Below are 19,344 nucleotides of genomic sequence, written 5' to 3' on the forward strand. Positions count from 1 at the left end.
CATGCGCGGACCGGCGATTTTCCTGGCGCAGTTCATGGGCGATGCGGCGCCGTTCGACACTCTGGACAATGCCGCGCGCTGGATGGCGCAGGCGGGATACAAGGGCATTCAGGTGCCCAGCAACGATCCGCGCTGCATGGACCTGGTGCTGGCGGCCGAAAGCCAGGATTATTGCGACGAACTGGCCGGGCGCTGCCGCGAGGCGGGCGTAGAGATCACCGAACTGTCGACCCATTTGCAGGGCCAGTTGGTGGCGGTCCACCCTGCCTATGACGCGGCGTTCGACGCCTTCGCGCCGGCCGAACTGCGCGGCAAGCCGGTGGAGCGGCAGGCCTGGGCGGTCGATCAGCTGAAGCTGGGGGCCAAGGCCAGCCGGCGACTGGGCCTGACCGCGCACGCCACCTTTTCAGGCGCTCTTGCCTGGCCGTTCTTCTATCCCTGGCCCCAGCGTCCCGCCGGTCTGGTGGAAGAAGCTTTCGCCGAACTGGGGCGGCGTTGGCAGCCGATCCTCGACACGTTCGAGGAGGAGGGGGTAGATCTCTGCTTCGAACTGCATCCGGGTGAGGATCTGCACGACGGCCTGACTTTCGAACGTTTTCTCGATGCCGTCGGCGGGCACCAGCGCGCCAATATTCTCTACGATCCCAGCCATTTCGTGCTGCAGGCGATGGACTACCTGCAGTTCATCGACATCTATCACGACCGTATCAAGATGTTCCATGTGAAGGATGCCGAACTCAACCCGACCGGGCGGGCAGGCGTCTATGGCGGCTATGCCGACTGGGTGGACCGTCCGGGTCGCTTCCGTTCGCTGGGGGACGGGCATGTGGATTTCACCGGCATCTTCTCTCGCCTGACGCAATACGGCTACGACGGCTGGGCCGTGCTGGAATGGGAATGCTGCCTGAAGCATCCCGAAGACGGCGCGCGTGAAGGGGCGCCCTTTATCGAGGCGCACATGATCCGCCGGCCGGAACGGGCATTCGACGATTTCGCAGGGGGCGGAGATCCCGCCAACAACCGGCGCTGGCTGGGGCTGACCTGACGGCGACGCAAGCACGACCCCGATAACAAACATCACGGGGCACATGGGTAGAGGATCGGGCATGACGGGCATAAACCGGCAAAGGCTATTCTGGCTGAGCGTTCTGGCGCTCTTCACAGCGTCGATGAGCGCATCTTTGCGCGCGGCGGTGGCAAGCAGCCTGAAGGCGCAATGGATCGACCCCATTGCGCCGATTTCGGCAGGCGAAATGATCGGCGCGGCGCTCGGCTCCGCGTTCCTGGGTTTTTCGATCACCGTCTTCGTCGTCAGCGCGGTGCTGGACCGGATCGGCATCCGCCGCGTCCTGATCGGATGCGGCGTGGCCTTCCTGATCGGTACCACGCTGATCGTGGGCGCGGGCGTGTTCGCCACCGGCATGGCGGTCTATCATCTGGTCTGGCTGGGCATGTTGCTGAGCGGCCTTGGCTGGGGCTTTGCCGAAGCATCGATCAATCCGCTGACGGCACGGCTCTATCCTGAAGACACCACGCATCGCCTGAACGTGCTGCACGCCTGGTATCCGGGCGGGTTGATCGTTGGCGGCCTTGCAGGCGTGTTCCTGGCTCCGCTGCTGCCCTGGCAGGCGATCATGGCGCTGGTGTACTTGCCGGCCATCTTCGTGATCGCGATCGCGGCGACGACCCGCTTCCCCGAACCTCCCGCCGCTGCGGGCGACCGGGCGATGAAGGAGATGATGCTGGAAGTGGTTCGCCGCCCCAGCTTCTTCGTCTGGTTCGGTGCGATGTTCCTTACCGCCTCCTCCGAACTGGCGCCGGGGCAGTGGATCGACGTTGCGCTCAGCAATCGCGTCGGGATGCGCGGCATCCTGCTGCTGGTCTACGTCAGCGCGCTGATGTTCGTGTTCCGCCATTTCGCCGGGCGGATCGCCGGGCGGCTGTCCAATCCGGGGCTGCTGTGGGTATCGAGCCTGCTGGCTGCGATCGGCCTGTTCCTGCTGTCGCAGGCCCAATCTCCGGTTTCCGCAATCCTGGCGTCGACCGTATGGGGCCTGGGCGTCTGCGCCATGTGGCCGACGATGCTGGCCTCCGTGGCCGAACGCTATCCGCGCGGCGACTCCTGGGCACTGGGGCTTGTCGGATCGGCCGGGGCCCTCGCCAGTTTCTTTGTCCTGCCGCGCCTTGGTGAGATGTTCGACCAAGCCAAGGTGGAGATTGCCGGCGGCCCCGAAGCCTTCACCCAGTTGACCGGCCCGGCGCTGCGCGCCGTGGAAGATGCCGCCGCCTCGCAATCCTTCGCGCGGTTGACCTTTGTGCCGCTGACGCTGCTGTTCGTGTTCGGCGCGATCTGGCTGGCCGAACGCCGCGCTGGTCGCAAAACCGGCCGCGTTGCGGAGGGCGTGGCATGAGCCTGACGAGACGGACCGTGATCGCCACCGGGCTGGCGGCTGCGGCGACCCCGGCACTGTCGGCGTCGGCGGGGAAGGGCGCATCGAACGCCGCGCATTTCTCGCTCGGCTACGCGCCGCACGAAGGCAGCTTTGCCAGCCGGGGCGGGTTGCTGGAGCAGATCGCTTTCGCCGCCGACCAGGGGTTTCGCGCCTGGGAGGACAACGAGGCGCGCAAGCGGCCTGTCGACGAGCAGGAGGCCATGGCCCGCGCCCTTTCTCAGCGCGGCATGACCATGGGCGTCTTCGTTGCCAGCATGCCGAAATGGGCCGACTTCCGGCCGGTGCTGGGCAGCAACGACGATGCCGATCGGGACGCTTTTCTGGCGGACATCCGAACCTCGATCGAGGTCGCAAAGCGGCTGAATGCCAAGCACATGACGGTCGTTACCGGCTTCATGGACCGCAAGGTGCCCGAAGCGATCCAGACCGGCCGCATTATCGACTGCATGCGCCGCGCCGGTGACATCGTGGCGCCGCATGGGCTGACGCTGGTGATGGAACCGCTCAATACGCGGACGAACCATCCCGGCGTGTTCATGCAGTCGATCGCGCAAGGCTATGCGGTCGCGCGCGGCGCCAACAGCCCGGGCGTGAAGATCCTGGCCGATCTCTATCATGAGCAGATCCAGTCGGGGAACCTGATCCCGACGCTGGACGCCTGCTGGGCGGAGATCGGCTATATCCAGTTCGGCGACAATCCCGGCCGCAAGGAGCCGGGAACCGGCGAAATCAACTTCGCGAATATCGCAAGCTGGCTGCGCGCCCACAACTACGCCGGCGTGATCGGCATGGAACATGGCAATTCACTGGCCGGACGCGAAGGCGAAGAGCGATTGATCGCCGCCTATCGCGCCATCGATAGAACATGAAGGGGAGCGAGAGGATGAAATACATCCCGATCGGCATGCTGGTGGCGGGCACTATCCTGGCCGCCACGTGTGTCGAGGCGCAGGACAAGCCGGGCTTCAGGGACACGCCGATCCTGCCCGGCGGCAACTGGCACGTCCACGATCCCGATCGCCCGGCGCCGACCGTGGTTACGCCCGCGCCTGCTCCCGGCGGCGCACCGTCCGATGCCATCGTCCTGTTCTCCGGCACGTCGCTGGACGCCTGGCATGGCGAGCGTGCGCCATGGACGCTGGAGAACGGCGTGATGACGGTTCCCTCCCGCGCGCAGAGCGGGGGTGAGAATAACCTCATCTCGAACCAGGAATTCGGCGACGTTCAACTGCATCTGGAATTCCGTTCTCCCAATCCGCCGGAAAAGACTTCGCAGGATCGGGGCAACAGCGGGATCTGGTTCATGCAGCGCTATGAAGTCCAGATCCTGGATGGCTACCAGAACCCCACTTATGCCGACGGTACGGTGGGCGCGGTCTACGCATGGAAGCCCCCGCTGGTGAACCCATCGCGGCGGCCGGGTGAGTGGCAAAGCTACGACATCGTATTCGAACGCCCGCGCTTCGATGCCAAGGGCGGTCTGGTCCGTCCGGCCTATGTCACGGTGCTGCTGAACGGTGTGCTGGTGCAGAACCATCAGGTCATGCTCGGCACTACCGTCTGGCGCAAGGTCGCGCAGTATCAGGCGCACGGCGACAAGGCGCCGATCCAGTTGCAGGATCACAATTCGCCCGTTTCCTTCCGCAACATCTGGGTTCGCCCATTGCCGGAAGAAGCGATCGCGCAGGATCTGAAGGGGGCAGCACGCTAATGGATCGCAGAAACGCGCTTGCGGGCATGGTCGCCCTATTCGGCGCCCAGATATTCGCCCCTCTCGCCCGGGCCGCAGGGCTTGCCCCCGGCGCCGCGATTCCGGTGATCAACCAGGGCGCGCCCAGTGTCCAGGTCTTCACGCCGGAACAGCGCGCGCTGATGACTGCTCTGTCTGAGCGCATCATCCCCACCACCGACACCCCCGGGGCGATCGCCGCCGGCGTGCCGATGTATGTCGAAAAGCTGCTGGCCGACTGGGCGGTGGCGGAAGATCGCGAACCGATCCTGTCCGGCCTGGCGGAAATCGATGCGCGCAGCCGGCAAGATTACAAGGTGCCCGCCGTGCAGGCCACGCCCGAGCAGCAGGACGCACTGCTGACCCTGGCGATGCATGATGAGCTTCCCGATGGAGAGGAGTTCTTCAAGGCGTTCCGGCAGATGGTGATCGTCGGCTACTACACGTCCGAAATCGGCATTACGCAGGAACGCGAATACCTGCCCGTCCCAGGCGAATACAACGGCGCCTTCCCTTATTCTCAGGTCAACAAGGTCTATTCCGCATGATCATGAATCGTCGTTCCCTGCTCGGCGCCGGTGGCATTGCCGTGCTTGCCACCCAGCCTTTCCTGGCCAGCCTCGCCAACGCAGCCCCGATCCGCAATGTCGGCCTGCAGCTTTATACCGTGCGCGAGCTTTTCGCCGCCGATCCTGTCGCGACCCTCGAACAAGTCGCCAAGATCGGCTATCGCGAGGTTGAATACGGCGGTGGCGGCTATGATGCCATGGACCATGCCATGCTGCGCAAGACCATGGACCGGCTCGGCCTGAAGAGCCCGTCCATCCACGTCGGCTACGACGCACTGCTGGACAATTTCGATGCCAGCGTCGCGATGGCCAAGACGCTTGGCGCGGAAACGATCGTCCTGCCGTACATGGTCGACAAGTATCGCAATGCGGCTGCTTGGGATGCCGCGATTGTCAACATCAACCACTTCGGCGAAAAGTTGAAGGCGGCGGGCCTTGGCTTCGCCTATCACAACCACGACTTCGAATTCACGGTAAAGCCGGATGGTGTCAGCCTGTACGACCGGTTGGTGAAAGGTACCAATCCGGCATTGGTCAAGCTTGAGCTGGACTTGTACTGGGCCATCTACGCCGGACAGGATCCGCAGGCGCTGATCCGCAGCCTGCCCGGGCGCATCTATGCCTATCACGTGAAGGACATGCGGCCGGATCGCAGCATGACCGCCGTGGGCGCGGGAACGATCGATTTCGCCAGCATCTTCAAGCTGAATGGCCTTGCCGGCGCGCGGCACTTCTACGTCGAAAACGACCAGGCCCCGGCACCTTACCTGCCCGACATCACCAAGAGCTTCCAGACACTCAGCACCCTGCGCGTCTGACCATCGATCGGGAGAGGATTACCATGGCGGCAACGGACAGGTTCGATGCAATCGTTATCGGATCGGGCATCAGCGGAGGCTGGGCGGCGAAGGAATTGACCGAAAAGGGGCTGCGCGTGCTGATGCTCGACCGTGGCCACATGGTCGAGCATGGCGAGGATTACACCTACGACGGCAAGCCAGCCTACGAAGTGCCCGCGCGCAACATCATGCCGGATGGCCTGCGCGAGAGCGACTATTTCATCGCCCAGCACGGTTATGTCACCCCCAGCAACCAGGCCTTCTACAACAACGACCGGCTGAACCCCTACGATTTCGGGGAAGGCAGCAAGTTCTACTGGATCCGCCCTTCCGCTGTTGGCGGCAAGTCGCTGATCTGGGGGCGCTGGAGCTTCCGCTGGAGCGCCGCCGATTTCGAGGCGAACAAGCGCGACGGCATCGGCGGTAACTGGCCGATCGGCTATGACGACCTGGCACCTTGGTACAGCTATGTCGAAAAATACATCGGCGTATCGGGTTCGCGGGAAAATCTGGACTATCTGCCGGACAGCGAATTCCAGCCGCCGATGCCGATGAACATAGCCGAAAAATGGATGAAGCAGCGGCTGGAATCCGCCTTTCCCGGGCGCAAGATAATCAATGCCCGCGTCTCCAACATGACCGAGGACAAGCCCGAGCAGAACCGCACCAAGTGCCAGTTCCGCAACCAGTGCAGCAACGGCTGCTCGTTCGGCGCCTATTTCTCGACGCAGGCGGTCACGCTGCCCGCCGCCCGTGCAACCGGGCGGCTGACGCTGCGATCCGATGCGGTTGTCACCAATCTCGAATACGACCCCGTCAGCAAGAAAGTCACGGGCGTACGCTTCGTCGATGCCAAGACCGGGGAGGCTGAAGTGGTTACCGCAAGGGCGGTCTTCCTCAACGCATCGACGATGGGGTCCTTGCAGGTGCTGCTGAATTCACGCCCGCAGGGTAGCGACCGCAGCCATTTCGACAGCAGCGGCATGCTGGGCCGCTATGTGATGGACCATATCTTCCGTGTCGGCGTGAAGGGCGACATTCCCGGCATGGAGGAATTCGTCGAATATGGCCGCAGGCCCGGCGCCATCTATGTCCCGCGGTTCCGCAACAACGGTCGGGACGAAGACCTGGGCTTCCGGCGCGGCTATGGCTATCAGGGCGGCGCCTACCGCGAGCCGTCAAAGCCGGTGGGCTTCGGCGCATCGATGAAGGAAGGGATGCGGCGCTATGGCGGCTGGAAATTCCAGATGGGCGCTTTCGGCGAATGCCTGCCCTATGAGGACAACCATGTCGCCCTGAATGCGAATAAGGTGGACCGCTTCGGCGTGCCGCTGATGCAGTTCAATGTGACTTTTCGCGACAACGAACTGCGCATGATGGCGGACGCGCGCGAGCAGGGCGAAATGATGCTGCGCGCGGCCGGGCTGACGAACATCGAAAGCAAGGTGAAGGAACACGTGCCGGGCGACGCCATCCACGAAATGGGCGGCGCGCGCATGGGGGACGATCCCCGCACATCGGTGCTCAACAAGTGGAACCAGGCGCACGATGCCTCCAACCTGTTCGTCACCGACGGGGCGCAGATGGCCTCCATCTCCTGCGTCAATCCGTCGCTGACCTTCATGGCGCTGACCGCGCGCGCGGTGGATCACGCCGTCAACGCGATGAAGGCGGGCACGATCTGACGCCGATGTTTCCAGCGCTGTGAAGGCGCTGGAAACACGCTATCAGAGGGTATGGAGACAAGAACCTGATGGCGAGACGAAACGAGAATGGCGTGACGATCCGCGCTGTCGCACAGCGCGCGGGTGTGTCCGCCATGACCGTGTCCAACGTCCTCAATGGCGCCGGCCGGGCCAGCGCCGCCACAGTGGCGACCGTTCAGGCGGCGATTGCGGAACTCGGCTACGTGCCCAATCTGGCCGCCAGACGGCTGGCAAAATCGCGCGCGACGACGGTGGGCCTGCTCTACAGCAACCGGCGGACGCCGTTCCTGGATGCGGTGCTGGTGGGGGCGTTGCGGGCAACCAATGCCCATGGTCTGCAGCTCATCCTGCGTGATGGCGATGGCGTCAGCCGGGACGAAGCCGAACGCATGGCGCAAGATCTGGTACGCTCCGGCGCGGACGCCCTGCTCGTGATCCCGCCTTTCGCCGAACAGTTGAGCGGGTCGGACGTGCTGCCCACCCTGGGCGTGCCCCTGGCGGCGATCGCAACCGGCACTGCGATGCCCGATATCACCACCGTCAGGATCGATAACCGCGCCGCGCTGGAACTGATCGCCCGGCAGGTCATCGCCAGGGGCCACCGGCGCATCGCCTATGTCGCGGGCCCCGATCACTACAGCGTGGTGGCGGCGCGGCTCGATGGCTTCCGGGCTGCGTTGCGCGATGCTGGCCTCGCCGAAGAGGACGATCTGATCGTGCGGCATGGCGAGTTCGACTATGAATCGGGCAAAGCGGCGGCGCAGGCGCTCCTGTCCCGGCCGGATCGCCCGACAGCCATCATTTGCAGCAGCGACGATCTTGCCGCAGGCGTGGTCGCGCAGGCCAGCCATCTGGGGCTACGCTTGCCGGCGGACCTGACGGTGACGGGTTTCGACGACACCATTCTGGCATCGCGCATCTGGCCCCCGCTGACGGTGGTGCAGCAACCGGTCGAGGAAATGGCCTTCCGCGCCGCGCAGTGCCTGATCGCGGCATTGGGCAAGGCGGAGCCGGACGTCAGCGACGAAATCTTCGATCACGCGATCATAGAGCGCGAATCCATCGGGCCTCTGGCCCCGCAATGACACCGTCGCAGGGCGGCCAACCATTTACATCGAAAGCGTCACCATGAAAGCAAGCAGACGAGAAATGGCGGCAATGATTGCATTGGGAAGCACCGGCATTGCGGTATCATCGGGTAGGGCAGAGGCTTCACCTCCGCAGCCCGGAGTGGTTCACCATGTCTTCTTCTGGTTGCATCAGCCCGGATCGCATGCGGATCGCGAGCAGTTGATTGCGGGCCTTCGCACTTTGCGCGGCATCCCGGTCATTCGCCGGCTGGAGATCGGCATACCCGCCGATACCGAAAGCCGCGATGTCGTCGATGCCAGTTACGACGTATCGGAACTCATGTTCTTTGATAGCGTGGCGGATCAGAAAGCCTATCAGGACCACGCCATCCATCAGACCTTCGTCAAATCGTGCGGGCACCTTTGGTCGAAGGTCGTGGTGTATGACATGGCCGTGGTACCGGGATAAACGGCGGAACGGGTTGCCGGAGTGGATGGCAGTCCTCTTCGGAACGCTGGAAACGCGGCATGCACGTTACTCTATCCGCCTGAAATGTCGTTCGTTTCGTGATGCAATCGGCTTGATGCGGTTGGCAGGCCTTGCCAAGTTCAGCCAAAGTCGGCGATAGACGCGGAAATACTGACATCGATGTCGGTTGGAGAGGGCAAAGGCATTGGAATCCCGACGCGACGTTTTGGGCGGCATAGGCGCGGGCATGGCAGTGGCGAGCCTCGCTTCGGCTCTCCGGGTGCCGAGCGCTTTCGCGGAAACGCGCAAGATCGGTTATGCTATCGTCGGCCTTGGCTATTACGCCACGAAGCAGATCATGCCGAATTTCGCGGAATGCGAACATTCCCGGCTCGTCGCGCTGGTCAGCGGATCGCCGTCGAAGCTGGAACAATACGGGGCGCAGTACGGAATTCCGAAAACGCACCGATACAGCTATGCGGATTTCGATCGCATCCGCGACAATCCGGATATCGACGTGGTCTACGTCGTCCTCCCCAACAGCCTGCACGCCGAGTATACCGTTCGTGCTGCGCGCGCAGGCAAGCATGTGATGTGCGAAAAGCCGATGGCGACCTCGGTGGCGGAATGCCAGGCGATGATCGCCGCCTGCCGACAGGCCGGGACGAAGCTGATGATCGGTTATCGATCGCGGTTCGAACCGTACAACCGACTGGCAATCGAACTGGCACACGGCGGCCATGTCGGCCCGACGCGTCTCATCACCGCAGAGCATGGGTTCTCCATCCAGCCGAACCAGTGGCGGCTGAACCGGGCAATGTCCGGCGGGGGTTCGATGATGGATATCGGCATCTACAGCCTCAACGCGGCCCGTTATCTCACGGGGGAGGAGCCGGTGGAAGTGAGCGCGGTGGAATCGACCGACCACGCCGACCCGCGTTTTCGCGAGGTGGAGGATCGCGTCAGCTTCATCCTGCGCTTCCCTTCGGGCGTGCAGGCCAATTGCATTTCCAGCTACAGTTCCGCGCACAACGGCTACCGCGTTAACGGCACGCAGGGCTGGATCGCGCTGGAACCGGCCACGTCCTACGCGGGGCAGGCGATGACGATCAACAGGGACGGGATCACCGCCCCCAGAACGCTGCCGGCGCCTGCGCGCAATCAGTTCGCGGCGCAATTGGACCATCTGGCGGAATGCATCCTGACCGGCGCCTCGCCGATCGTGGCCGGTGAGGAAGGACTGGCGGACATGCGCCTTATCGAGGCGATCTACCGCTCGGCGGCGGAGCGCCGCAGCGTTGCTTTGAAGGAATTGGGGTGAAGGGGATGATGGACCGTCGCAGCATATTGGCCGGAATGGCCGCCTTGCCGTTGCTGGATGCGGTGCCGTTGGCGGCGGCTGGCGGGAAGGGCAGTGGCTTCGGCACGATCCGCCGTCTCGATCCGGGGCTGGACAGGGTTATAGCGCCGGGCGCGACCGTCCGCCTGCTGGCCTCCGGATTTCAGTGGACCGAGGGGCCGGTATGGGTGCCGCACGAGAATTGCCTGCTGTTCAGCGATCCGCCACGCAATACCGTGCATCGCTGGAGTGCCGGGAAGGGCACCGAGAAGGGAGTGGAGGTTTTCCTGCGCCCCTCCGGGCTGCAGACGCCCGTTCCGGCATCGATCCGGGAGCCGGGGCTCAACGGTCTTGCGCTGGATGCGCGCGACGCGCTGGTCGCGGCGGACAGCGGCTCGCGGGCGATCGTGCGGATCGACCTGACCTCGCGCCGGCGTGAGGTTCTGGTGGATCGCTACGAGGCGAAGCGCTTCAACAGCCCCAACGATCTTTGCGTTGCCGCCTCGGGTGCGATCTACTTTACCGATCCGACCTACGGGTTGGCGGATGGGGACGATTCATCGCTGCGCGAACTGGCATTCTGCGGGCTTTACCGCCTGTCTCCGGACGGCAACGTGGTGGCGCTGGATCGCGATCATCGCCGGCCCAATGGCGTGGCCCTGTCGCCGGACGGGCGCACGCTCTATCTCTCGCTGTCAGACGAAGTACAGCCGGAAGTCTTGGCCTACACGCTGGACGAAAACGGGATGCCCACGGATCGCCGCCGGTTCCTTGACCTGCGTGCCGACTTCGCGGCGGGCCGCCCGGGGCTGCCTGACGGCATCAAGGTGAACGCTTCCGGACATGTCTTCGCCACCGGCCCAGGCGGCATCCATGTCTGCACACCGGCCGGGCAGGTGCTGGGCGTCATCGAGACCGGAAAGGCCATATCCAACTGCGCGCTGGGCCGGAACGGCACGGCGCTGTTCCTGACCTCGTCGGACAGCGTGGCGGTTCTGGAGGGGATTCTGGCCTGAGCGCCCTAAGCGGTGACGGCCGAATACCCGGCAGTCACCGCAGCGGAGCGGGCAGGCCGAGGCGGTAGACGAGTATCCGATTGTCGTTGTCGATCGGGGCGTCGCAGGGCTGGCCTGACATCCGGCACTTGCGGGCGATGAAGTCGTTGTCGTTGCCCACGAACAGGAAGTAATCGGCCGGGTGATCGGGTTCCAGCACGGGAACGAGATCCATCGCTTCCCATTTTTCCGACAGCTTCTCGATCCCCAGGCCGAAGCGTGCGAGTTGCGTGGGATTGAGCATGTTCACCAGTTCGGCGTGCTCGCCCGGGACGATGTTCGGCCGTAGCGCGGTGCTAGCGGGATCCTGCAGGACCGACGCGGTCGTGTGCTCGTATTCGGTTCCCGCCAGATTGGTCGCTCCGGCAAGGTCGACCAGCAGGACGCTCTTGTAGACGATCGGCGCGGAACCCTCCGCCCCCAGTCCGGCTCCGTCACGCGCGAGCATCAGGAACCTGTGGTCGTCGAGCGCCCGGATTTCGCTTTGGGCAGCGGTGCGATTGGGCGCTCCGCCGCGTCCCTCATCGTTGTACGCCGGCAGTTGCACCACGTAATGCCCGATGGGCCGCGAGGGCGTGGGCCCGTGCCGCACGTCGTAGACCAGCACGCGAATGGCGGTGCGTCCGGCCGCATTGGTCTTCGCGCTGTCCTGCATCAGCGCGCTCTGGAGTGCCACGAAAAGGGTGCGCCCGTCCGGTGAGAGCGACATGCCCTCAGGCCCCTGATTGTTGCGGCGGCCGGTATCCGGGGCTTTCAGCGATCCGAAGCAGGGTTTGCCGCCGCAGCGCGGCGTCACTGCTTCGGGCGGCGTGATCACGCCGCGCAAACGGCCCTTGCGGTCAAAATAGTAGATGTTGGCGGTATATTCGTCGCCCACATAGAAGCTGCCATCGCGTGCGAATTGCAGCGATTCCGCATCGATGGACACTTTGCCCTGGCCGATGCCGCTGGCCGGTGCGGGCAGGGCGATGCCGTGCTCCGCCAACATGCCGTTGGCTGGATCTGCGCCAGTGAAGGGGCGTCCGCGAAAGTCGCGCAGTTCAAGGCCGCCGTCGGGCGTGATCTCCACCCGCCCGGTTTCCGGAGCGAAGTTGAGACGAAAGCGCTCAAGGCGTGCCGGATAGTCGAAGAAAAGATTGGCGGCGGGATCGTTGCGCCCCCTGTCCGGCAGGGTCCAGAGCACGCCTTCGTAATGGTCGCCCACGCGCTTCCAACTGCCGGGCGCGATCTGCAGCGAGGAAAAGGACCCCAGCGTGTCGCCCAGGAAATCGACCGTCTGAGCCGAAAGCTGGCCTGCGCCGACCAGCCCCCGATTGATGTATCTCTGGCCGCGCAGCGAAACGTCCCGCGGGCCGGCCGTCTGATCGAGGTGAGGCGGTGTCACCGGCTCCTCCCCGCCGGCGAGGGCGGGGAGGGCCATGGACAGGCAACCCAGGGTCAGCGCGACCCGTGCAGCCTTAAAACGCAACGCTGAGCGTTCCGAAGAACTGGCGCGGCGCCGAAGAGTGGAACACCACGATCGTGCCGGCGGCATCGTCCGGTGCGAACACGCTGTTGTCGAGGTTCGATGCATAGCGCTTGTTGGTCAGGTTGGTAACGTTGAGCGCCAGCTTCGCACCCTTCACCGCGCCGATGGAACCGAAGTCGTAAGTCAGTCCAAGGTCGAAGGTGGTGTAGCCGCCGAAGCTCTGGTCATTGGTATAAGTGTAGTAACGGCGGCCGGTATACTTGCCCTGCACCATCGCCGATACGGCGCCTTGCGTCAGCGTCAGCACGCTGGCCAGCATTTCTTTCGGCGTATCGACCTGCTGCTTGCCTGCGGTCGCCTTGATGACGCAGGTGGTGGTGCACCAGTTCAGGTCGTTGTCGTAAGTGGACTTGTTGTACGAGGCAGAGTTGTACCAGCTCAGCCACGGTGCGGGCTTCCACAGCACGCCCAGTTCTGCGCCCCGGCTGGTGACGCTGCCGGCGTTGTGGAACGAGTTGCCGCAGCCGGGATTCTGCTGCTGGTTGGTCGGGCAGGGGTTATACTGCAGTAGACGATTGTCGAACTTCACCCAGTAACCGCTCAGTGCGATCTGAAGCGGACCGCTGACATAGCGATAGCCACCTTCCACGCTCTTCGAGGTTTCCGGCTTCAGCGTCTTGCCCTGCGCGTCCCACACGGTTTGGGTGACCGATTGTGGGCCAAGCTTGAAGCCGCCCTGATACATGGCCATGTTTTCGGCATAGCTGGCGTAGAGTTCGTGGTGCGGCGCGACCTGCCAGTGCACGCCCACTTCCGGCAGGAAGTAGTCCTTGGCGGTCAGCGAACCGGTGGCGAACTGGGTGGTTGCAGGCGGAGCCGCCTTGGCGATGCCGTCCTGCGCCTCTGCGTCCGAGCGTGAGTAGGTGCCCTTGAAACCGAAATCGACGGTCAGCGCATCATCCAGCAGCTTGATCGTGTCCTGCACGTAGAACTGGCGCGTCTTCCACTTGGTTTCCTGCACCCACTGGGCCGTATCCGGCTGGCCCTTCAGGAACTGGCCGATATCGAACGGACCGGTGACGTTGCCCCAGATGTAGCGCGCGGCGCTGCTCTTGTTCTCTTCAAGCCAGAAGCCGGCCTGGAGCTGGTTGAAGCCCAGTTCCCAGCTCAGGCTGCCAAGGGCGCCGGTGCGGTTGATCGTGTAGCGGGTGTCGCGGATCTGCACCGGCACGTCGTCGGCCGTGGTCGTGGTGCCCTGCTTGGACCAGCCGACGATCCAGTTGTTGCCGGCGCCCTTGTCTGCGTGGTGATAGACTTGTGCGTGCAGCGTCAGCGACTTGGTGATGTCGTAATCGCCGGCGACGTAGAACAGTTCGTCGTTACGCAGGATCTGGCCGTTGGTGAAGGTGACGTCCGAATTCTTCTGCGGCTTCGGCGCGTTCACGCACTTGGTCGGCGCGGTCGGCCCGGTCACCGAGCAATAGGCGACGCCCAGATAGGAATCCCAGTCAGGCGCATAGCCGCCCCAGTCCCAGCCCAGACGGCCGAGCATGTCCTTCGAGAGATAGGCGTCGTCCGCCTGGTTGGTGCGCGAAATGTCGGCGAAGGCGGTGATCGTGCCGCCGGTGAATTCGTACTTCGCCTTGCCGTTGAACTGCTTGCCGGTGGAGCGGTTGTAGTCGCGCTGGTGCACGAACAGATCCTGCTCGCTGTACTGCCCGGAAACATAGGCGGAGAAGCCGCCGTGCTCGCCGGTGTCCAGCCGCACGAAAGTGCGCAGGCTGTCCTGGCTGCCGAAAGTCTGGCTTGCGGAAACGCCCAGATCCTTGTGCGGATCGCTGCTGACATAGATCAGCGCGCCGCCAAGATTGCTGGTCGATGCGATGCCAAGGCCGGCGATGCCGGTCGCCAGATCGGCGCGGCCGAGGTTCTCGGAAATCAGCGCACGGCTGATCGAAAGGCCGTTGTAGTTGTTGTAGGCGCCGTCGCCCAGCGGCATGCCGTCCAGCGTGTAGCCGAGGTGCGTGGTGCTGAAGCCGCGCACCTGAAGCGACAGCGACTGTTCGTTCACGCCCAGCGCGTCGATCGACTGCGCGCTGACGCCGGGAAGGAAGTTCAGCGCCTTCTGGACGCTGGTGCCCGGGGGCAGGACTTCGAGGTTCGAGGGCAGGAGCGTCGAGACCGAGCGGGTCTGGCCGCTGCCGATGACGACGATTTCATTCGATCCGCCGGTGTCTGCTTCGGCAGCGGCAGCATCCTCCGCCCTCGCCTGTGCGGAAACCGAAATGCTGGCGACGACTGCCAGCGCGACGACGGATTTTTGCAACACTTATGCCCCCTGTGATCCGAAAAGCGCCGTGTGTCCCTCCACCGGCCTTTTCTGGAGCGGGCCTATTCCACGCGTTCATGACGCCTTTGCTACAATCCGGAAACATAAGGGAAAAATCGCAATCGATTAGCGGAGATGCGCGGGTTTGATCCGCCGAAGGCCGCGATGCCGGCAGCGATCCGGCGATGGGAGATGGACCGCACCGATCGGCGCCGGCCCCGAAATCATATGAAAATACTATGCCGGAGGCGCGGTTTTCGTCTCGAATCTCAACGCGGCCCTGCCCTAGTTGGACGGCTGCAGACGATACCATGCCGCATTGGCGATGGGTCTGCTGGAGCCTTGATAATGCAGGACATCCTTTGGGTTGGCCTCTTCCTGATCTTGCTGGCGGCGAGCCTTGGCTACGCGGCGCTGTGCGATCGCGCGTGAGGAGCAGGCAATCATGACAATCGATCTGTGGCTGGGCGCGATCACCGCGCTCGGCCTTCTCGTCTATCTGGTCGCTGTGCTTGCGCGGCCCGAACGCTTCTAGGAGGGCGATCCCATGACCATTCAGGGATGGCTGCTCATCGCAGCCTTCGTCGGCATCCTGCTGGCGCTGGCCAAGCCGGTTGGGCTTTGGCTTTTCGCTCTCTACGAAGGGCGCCGTACGCCGCTTCACGCCGTGTTCGGCCCGATCGAGCGCGGCTTCTATCGCCTGTCAGGCATCGATCCTGAGGAAGACCAGTCCTGGCGCCGCTACGCGGTGCACATGCTGATCTTCAATTCGGCACTGTTGCTGTTCACTTACTTTCTGCTTCGTGCGCAGGCGCTGCTGCCGCTCAATCCGCTTGGCTTCGGCGCGGTCGGCGGGGACCTGGCGTTCAACACCGCCGTCAGCTTCACCGCGAACACGAACTGGCAGAGCTATGCCGGTGAATCGACGATGTCGAACCTCAGCCAGATGCTGGGGCTGACCATTCACAACTTCCTCTCGGCGGCGACCGGCATCGCGCTGGCCTTTGCGCTGTTTCGCGGTTTCGCGCGTCGAAGCGCCGCAGGTATCGGTAATTTCTGGGCCGACATGACGCGCGTGACGCTCTATCTGCTGCTGCCGATCTGCATCGTCTATGCCCTGTTCCTGATCGCCAGCGGCGTGCCGCAGACCTTGGCCGCCTCGGTCGACGTTTCGACGCTGGAAGGCGTCAGGCAGACGCTGGTGCTGGGCCCGGTGGCTTCGCAGGAAGCGATCAAGATGCTTGGCACCAATGGCGGCGGGTTCTTCAACGCCAACAGTGCGCATCCGTTCGAAAACCCCACCGGGCTGACGAACTTCGTGCAGATGCTGTCGATCTTCGTGATCGGCGTGGGCCTTACCTACACGTTCGGCAAGGCCGTGGGCAACACGCGGCAGGGCTGGGCGATCCTGGCGGCGATGCTGACGATCTTCCTCGTCGGCGTGGGCGTGACTTACTGGCAGGAAGCGGCCGGCAATCCCGTGCTCCACCACCTTGGCGTGGGCGGCGGCAATATGGAGGGCAAGGAAGTCCGCTTCGGCATCGCCGCATCGGCGCTGTTCTCGGTCGTCACCACGGCGGCGAGCTGCGGGGCGGTCAATGCCATGCATGACAGCTTCACGGCGCTGGGCGGCCTGGTCCCGCTGTTCAATATGCAACTGGGCGAAGTCGTCATCGGCGGCGTCGGCGCCGGCATCTACGGCTTCCTGCTTTTCGCCATCCTTGCCGTCTTCGTGGCGGGCCTGATGGTGGGCCGCACGCCGGAATACGTGGGCAAGAAGATCGAAAGCCGCGAAGTGAAGCTTTCCGTCCTCGCGATCGCGGTATTGCCGCTGATCATCCTGGGCTTCACGGCGATTGCATCGGTACTGCCGGCGGGGCTGGCGGGACCGCTGAACAAGGGGCCGCACGGCTTCTCGGAAATACTCTATGCCTTCACCAGCGCGGTGGCCAACAACGGGTCGGCTTTCGCGGGGCTCAGTGCCAACACGCCGTTCTACAACGGCATGCTGGGCGTGGCGATGTGGATCGGGCGGTTCTTCATCATCGTCCCGATGCTGGCCGTGGCGGGCAGCCTTGCCGCCAAGAAGTACACGCCGGAAACCGCGGGCAGCTTCCCGACCACCGGGCCGCTCTGGACCGGTTTGCTGATCGGCATCGTGCTGATCGTCGGCGGGCTGACGTTCCTGCCCGGCCTCGCCCTTGGCCCCATCGCCGATCATCTTGCGATGATCAACGGCCAGCTTTTCTAAGGAACCTTGCACATGGCCCGGCCATCACATGCTTCCGAAAACAAATCGCTTTTCACGGCTGACCTGATCGTTCCCGCGATCGGCGACGCCTTCCGCAAGCTCAATCCCAAGGAACTGATCCGCAACCCGGTGATGTTCACCACCGCCGTCGTCGCCACTTTGCTGACGCTGTTGTTGGTCATCGGCCATGACGGCCTGGGCTTCGGCTTCAAGCTCCAACTCGTGGTCTGGCTGTGGCTGACGGTGCTGTTCGGCACGTTTGCAGAGGCGCTGGCCGAAGGGCGCGGCAAGGCGCAGGCCGCCTCGCTGCGCGCCACCAAGGCGGAACTGACCGCCAAGCGCCTGAAGGGGGACGGCACCCGGTTCGACGACGTTCCCGCCAGCGCCCTCAAGAAGGGTGACGTGGTGCTGGTCCGGACCGGCGACCTGATCCCGTCCGACGGCGAAGTGGTTGCCGGTGTCGCCTCCGTCAACGAGGCGGCAATCACCGGCGAAAGCGCGCCTGTGATCCGCGAGGCTGGCGGAGATCGCTCTGCCGTGACGGCCGGCACCCGCGTCATCTCGGACGAGATCCGCGTGCGCGTCACCGTCAACCCGGGGCAGGGCTTCCTCGACCGCATGATCGCGCTGGTCGAAGGCGCGGAACGCCAGAAGACGCCGAACGAGATCGCCCTGACCATCCTGCTCGTCGGCCTGACGATCATCTTCCTGATCGCGGTGGGCACGATCCCGGGCTTTGCCAGCTACGCGGGCGGCGCCGTTCCGGTGTCGATCCTGGCCGCGCTGCTGATCACCCTGATCCCGACGACCATCGCGGCCCTGCTTTCGGCCATCGGCATTGCCGGGATGGACCGTCTGGTGCGCTTCAACGTGCTCGCCAAGTCCGGCCGCGCGGTAGAGGCGGCTGGCGACGTCGATGTGCTGCTGCTCGACAAGACCGGCACGATCACCGTGGGCGACCGGCAGGCCACCGAATTCCGCCCGGTCGGCGGGGCCAGCGTGAACGAACTGGCCGAAGCGGCGCTGCTCGCCAGCCTTGCGGACGAGACGCCCGAAGGCCGCTCGATCGTGGTGCTGGCGCGGGAGAAGTTCGGCCTGACCGCCACTTTGCCCGAAGGGACGGAGATCATCCCGTTCACCGCGCAGACCCGGCTTTCGGGTGTCGATACCGGCGGCCGCGTGATCCAGAAGGGGGCGGTTCAGGCGATCCTGCGCGCCAATCCGGAAAGCGGCAGCACGGCCGCCGCCACCGAACTGCGCCGCATCACCGACGAGATCGGCCGTGCCGGTGGCACTCCGCTTGCCGTCGCTGCCGACGGCCGCCTGCTGGGTGCGATCTTCCTGAAGGATATCGTAAAGGCGGGCATCCGCGAACGCTTCGGCGAACTGCGCCAGATGGGTATCCGCACGGTGATGATCACCGGCGACAACCCGCTGACCGCGGCCTCCATCGCAGCGGAATCGGGTGTGGACGATTTCCTTGCGGAAGCCACGCCGGAAGACAAGCTGGCGCTGATCCGCAAGGAACAGCAGGGCGGCAAGTTGGTCGCCATGTGCGGAGACGGCACCAACGACGCGCCCGCGCTGGCGCAGGCCGACGTCGGCGTTGCCATGAACACCGGCACGCAGGCCGCGCGCGAGGCGGGCAACATGGTCGACCTCGACAGCGATCCCACCAAGCTGATCGAGGTGGTCGGCCTCGGCAAGCAACTGCTGATGACGCGCGGCGCGCTGACCACATTCTCGGTCGCCAACGACGTTGCCAAGTACTTCGCGATCATCCCGGCCATGTTCGTGGTGCTCTATCCCGGCCTCGGCGTGCTCAATGTCATGCGTCTCGGCACCCCGCAGAGTGCGATCCTTTCGGCGATCATCTTCAACGCGCTGATCATCCCGCTGCTGGTGCCGCTGGCGCTGAAGGGCGTGAAGTACAAGCCGATGGGGGCGGGGCCACTGCTGGCGCGCAACCTTGCGGTCTATGGCCTTGGCGGCCTGATCGCGCCGTTCATCGGCATCAAGCTTATCGACCTGGCCGTCAGCGGCCTGGGCCTCGCCTGAGGAGGCGGA

General features: G+C 64.3%; 16 protein-coding genes. 14 read left to right on the top strand and 2 right to left on the bottom strand.

All coding sequences use genetic code 11. The features are described from left to right. Position 1 precedes the first annotated feature (1 nt). The 11 genes from WBP07_RS31055 to WBP07_RS31105 all read left to right on the top strand — a co-directional run bounded on the left by WBP07_RS31055 (position 2) and on the right by WBP07_RS31105 (position 11,190). Positions 2-1,045 (top strand): sugar phosphate isomerase/epimerase family protein, encoded by a 1,044-nt coding sequence (locus tag WBP07_RS31055; protein ID WP_395397089.1) that lies wholly within the window; start codon positions 2-4, stop codon positions 1,043-1,045. 61 nt (positions 1,046-1,106) lie between these two features. Continuing rightward, entirely contained in the window at positions 1,107-2,411 is a 1,305-nt protein-coding gene (locus WBP07_RS31060) for an MFS transporter (protein WP_395397091.1), read from the top strand. Continuing rightward, positions 2,408-3,322 (top strand): hydroxypyruvate isomerase family protein, encoded by a 915-nt coding sequence (locus tag WBP07_RS31065; protein ID WP_395397092.1) that lies wholly within the window; start codon positions 2,408-2,410, stop codon positions 3,320-3,322. Before WBP07_RS31060 ends, WBP07_RS31065 begins: the two co-directional genes overlap by 4 nt. Positions 3,323-3,336: 14 nt before the next feature. After that, positions 3,337-4,164 (top strand): DUF1080 domain-containing protein, encoded by an 828-nt coding sequence (locus WBP07_RS31070; protein ID WP_395397094.1) that lies wholly within the window; start codon positions 3,337-3,339, stop codon positions 4,162-4,164. Next, positions 4,164-4,730: a gluconate 2-dehydrogenase subunit 3 family protein gene (locus WBP07_RS31075; protein ID WP_395397096.1), complete on the top strand. Its 567-nt coding sequence runs from the start codon at positions 4,164-4,166 to the stop codon at positions 4,728-4,730. Before WBP07_RS31070 ends, WBP07_RS31075 begins: the two co-directional genes overlap by 1 nt. Next, positions 4,727-5,569 carry a sugar phosphate isomerase/epimerase family protein gene (locus WBP07_RS31080; RefSeq protein WP_395397098.1) on the top strand — a complete coding sequence of 281 codons (843 nt, stop codon included), beginning with the start codon at positions 4,727-4,729 and terminating at the stop codon, positions 5,567-5,569. Before WBP07_RS31075 ends, WBP07_RS31080 begins: the two co-directional genes overlap by 4 nt. Before the next feature lie 23 nt (positions 5,570-5,592). Beyond that, on the top strand, positions 5,593-7,275 hold the full coding sequence (locus tag WBP07_RS31085; protein WP_395397099.1) for a GMC oxidoreductase: 1,683 nt from the start codon (positions 5,593-5,595) through the stop codon (positions 7,273-7,275). 68 nt (positions 7,276-7,343) lie between these two features. Beyond that, positions 7,344-8,381, top strand: coding sequence for a LacI family DNA-binding transcriptional regulator (locus WBP07_RS31090; RefSeq protein ID WP_395397100.1), 1,038 nt, complete (start codon positions 7,344-7,346; stop codon positions 8,379-8,381). 43 nt (positions 8,382-8,424) lie between these two features. Next, positions 8,425-8,835, top strand: coding sequence for a Dabb family protein (locus WBP07_RS31095; RefSeq protein WP_395397101.1), 411 nt, complete (start codon positions 8,425-8,427; stop codon positions 8,833-8,835). Between the two features lie 247 nt (positions 8,836-9,082). Next, positions 9,083-10,156, top strand: coding sequence for a Gfo/Idh/MocA family protein (locus WBP07_RS31100; RefSeq protein ID WP_395397103.1), 1,074 nt, complete (start codon positions 9,083-9,085; stop codon positions 10,154-10,156). A gap of 5 nt (positions 10,157-10,161) precedes the next feature. Beyond that, the gene (locus tag WBP07_RS31105) at positions 10,162-11,190 is read left to right on the top strand and encodes an SMP-30/gluconolactonase/LRE family protein (protein WP_395397104.1); all 1,029 of its coding nucleotides are present in this window, start codon (positions 10,162-10,164) and stop codon (positions 11,188-11,190) included. Positions 11,191-11,224: 34 nt separating this feature from the next. Here WBP07_RS31105 and WBP07_RS31110 read toward each other — a convergent pair whose 3' ends face one another. Both WBP07_RS31110 and WBP07_RS31115 read right to left on the bottom strand, forming a co-directional pair. Next, positions 11,225-12,649 carry an esterase-like activity of phytase family protein gene (locus WBP07_RS31110; protein ID WP_395397105.1) on the bottom strand — a complete coding sequence of 475 codons (1,425 nt, stop codon included), beginning with the start codon at positions 12,647-12,649 and terminating at the stop codon, positions 11,225-11,227. A gap of 37 nt (positions 12,650-12,686) precedes the next feature. Further along, positions 12,687-15,026, bottom strand: a complete 2,340-nt coding sequence (locus tag WBP07_RS31115) for a TonB-dependent receptor (RefSeq protein WP_395397106.1) — start codon at positions 15,024-15,026, stop codon at positions 12,687-12,689. Between the two features lie 445 nt (positions 15,027-15,471). On the opposite strand from WBP07_RS31115, the gene kdpF reads away from it, so the two are divergent. Genes kdpF through kdpB form a run of 3 tightly spaced genes read left to right on the top strand, consistent with a single transcriptional unit; the run spans position 15,472 to position 19,335 of the window. Continuing rightward, entirely contained in the window at positions 15,472-15,561 is a 90-nt protein-coding gene (kdpF, locus tag WBP07_RS31120) for a K(+)-transporting ATPase subunit F (protein WP_395397107.1), read from the top strand. 12 nt (positions 15,562-15,573) lie between these two features. Next, positions 15,574-17,277, top strand: coding sequence for a potassium-transporting ATPase subunit KdpA (gene kdpA / locus WBP07_RS31125; protein WP_395397108.1), 1,704 nt, complete (start codon positions 15,574-15,576; stop codon positions 17,275-17,277). Between the two features lie 12 nt (positions 17,278-17,289). Then, positions 17,290-19,335, top strand: coding sequence for a potassium-transporting ATPase subunit KdpB (kdpB, locus tag WBP07_RS31130; RefSeq protein WP_395397110.1), 2,046 nt, complete (start codon positions 17,290-17,292; stop codon positions 19,333-19,335). Positions 19,336-19,344 lie beyond the last annotated feature (9 nt).

Origin of the sequence: Novosphingobium oxfordense (genome assembly GCF_044029435.1) — a bacterium.
Lineage (GTDB): Bacteria > Pseudomonadota > Alphaproteobacteria > Sphingomonadales > Sphingomonadaceae > Novosphingobium.

What these genes read in the sequence shown, in the direction of transcription:
- kdpA (WP_395397108.1), top strand. Translation starts at nt 15,574, where the DNA reads ATGACCATTCAGGGATGGCTGCTCATCGCAGCCTTCGTCGGCATCCTG.
- WBP07_RS31080 (WP_395397098.1), top strand. Translation starts at nt 4,727, where the DNA reads ATGATCATGAATCGTCGTTCCCTGCTCGGCGCCGGTGGCATTGCCGTG.
- WBP07_RS31070 (WP_395397094.1), top strand. Translation starts at nt 3,337, where the DNA reads ATGAAATACATCCCGATCGGCATGCTGGTGGCGGGCACTATCCTGGCC.
- WBP07_RS31075 (WP_395397096.1), top strand. Translation starts at nt 4,164, where the DNA reads ATGGATCGCAGAAACGCGCTTGCGGGCATGGTCGCCCTATTCGGCGCC.
- WBP07_RS31060 (WP_395397091.1), top strand. Translation starts at nt 1,107, where the DNA reads ATGACGGGCATAAACCGGCAAAGGCTATTCTGGCTGAGCGTTCTGGCG.
- WBP07_RS31100 (WP_395397103.1), top strand. Translation starts at nt 9,083, where the DNA reads ATGGCAGTGGCGAGCCTCGCTTCGGCTCTCCGGGTGCCGAGCGCTTTC.
- WBP07_RS31065 (WP_395397092.1), top strand. Translation starts at nt 2,408, where the DNA reads ATGAGCCTGACGAGACGGACCGTGATCGCCACCGGGCTGGCGGCTGCG.
- WBP07_RS31095 (WP_395397101.1), top strand. Translation starts at nt 8,425, where the DNA reads ATGAAAGCAAGCAGACGAGAAATGGCGGCAATGATTGCATTGGGAAGC.
- WBP07_RS31105 (WP_395397104.1), top strand. Translation starts at nt 10,162, where the DNA reads ATGATGGACCGTCGCAGCATATTGGCCGGAATGGCCGCCTTGCCGTTG.
- kdpB (WP_395397110.1), top strand. Translation starts at nt 17,290, where the DNA reads ATGGCCCGGCCATCACATGCTTCCGAAAACAAATCGCTTTTCACGGCT.
- kdpF (WP_395397107.1), top strand. Translation starts at nt 15,472, where the DNA reads ATGACAATCGATCTGTGGCTGGGCGCGATCACCGCGCTCGGCCTTCTC.
- WBP07_RS31055 (WP_395397089.1), top strand. Translation starts at nt 2, where the DNA reads ATGCGCGGACCGGCGATTTTCCTGGCGCAGTTCATGGGCGATGCGGCG.
- WBP07_RS31110 (WP_395397105.1), bottom strand. Translation starts at nt 12,649, where the DNA reads ATGGCCCTCCCCGCCCTCGCCGGCGGGGAGGAGCCGGTGACACCGCCT.
- WBP07_RS31090 (WP_395397100.1), top strand. Translation starts at nt 7,344, where the DNA reads ATGGCGAGACGAAACGAGAATGGCGTGACGATCCGCGCTGTCGCACAG.
- WBP07_RS31085 (WP_395397099.1), top strand. Translation starts at nt 5,593, where the DNA reads ATGGCGGCAACGGACAGGTTCGATGCAATCGTTATCGGATCGGGCATC.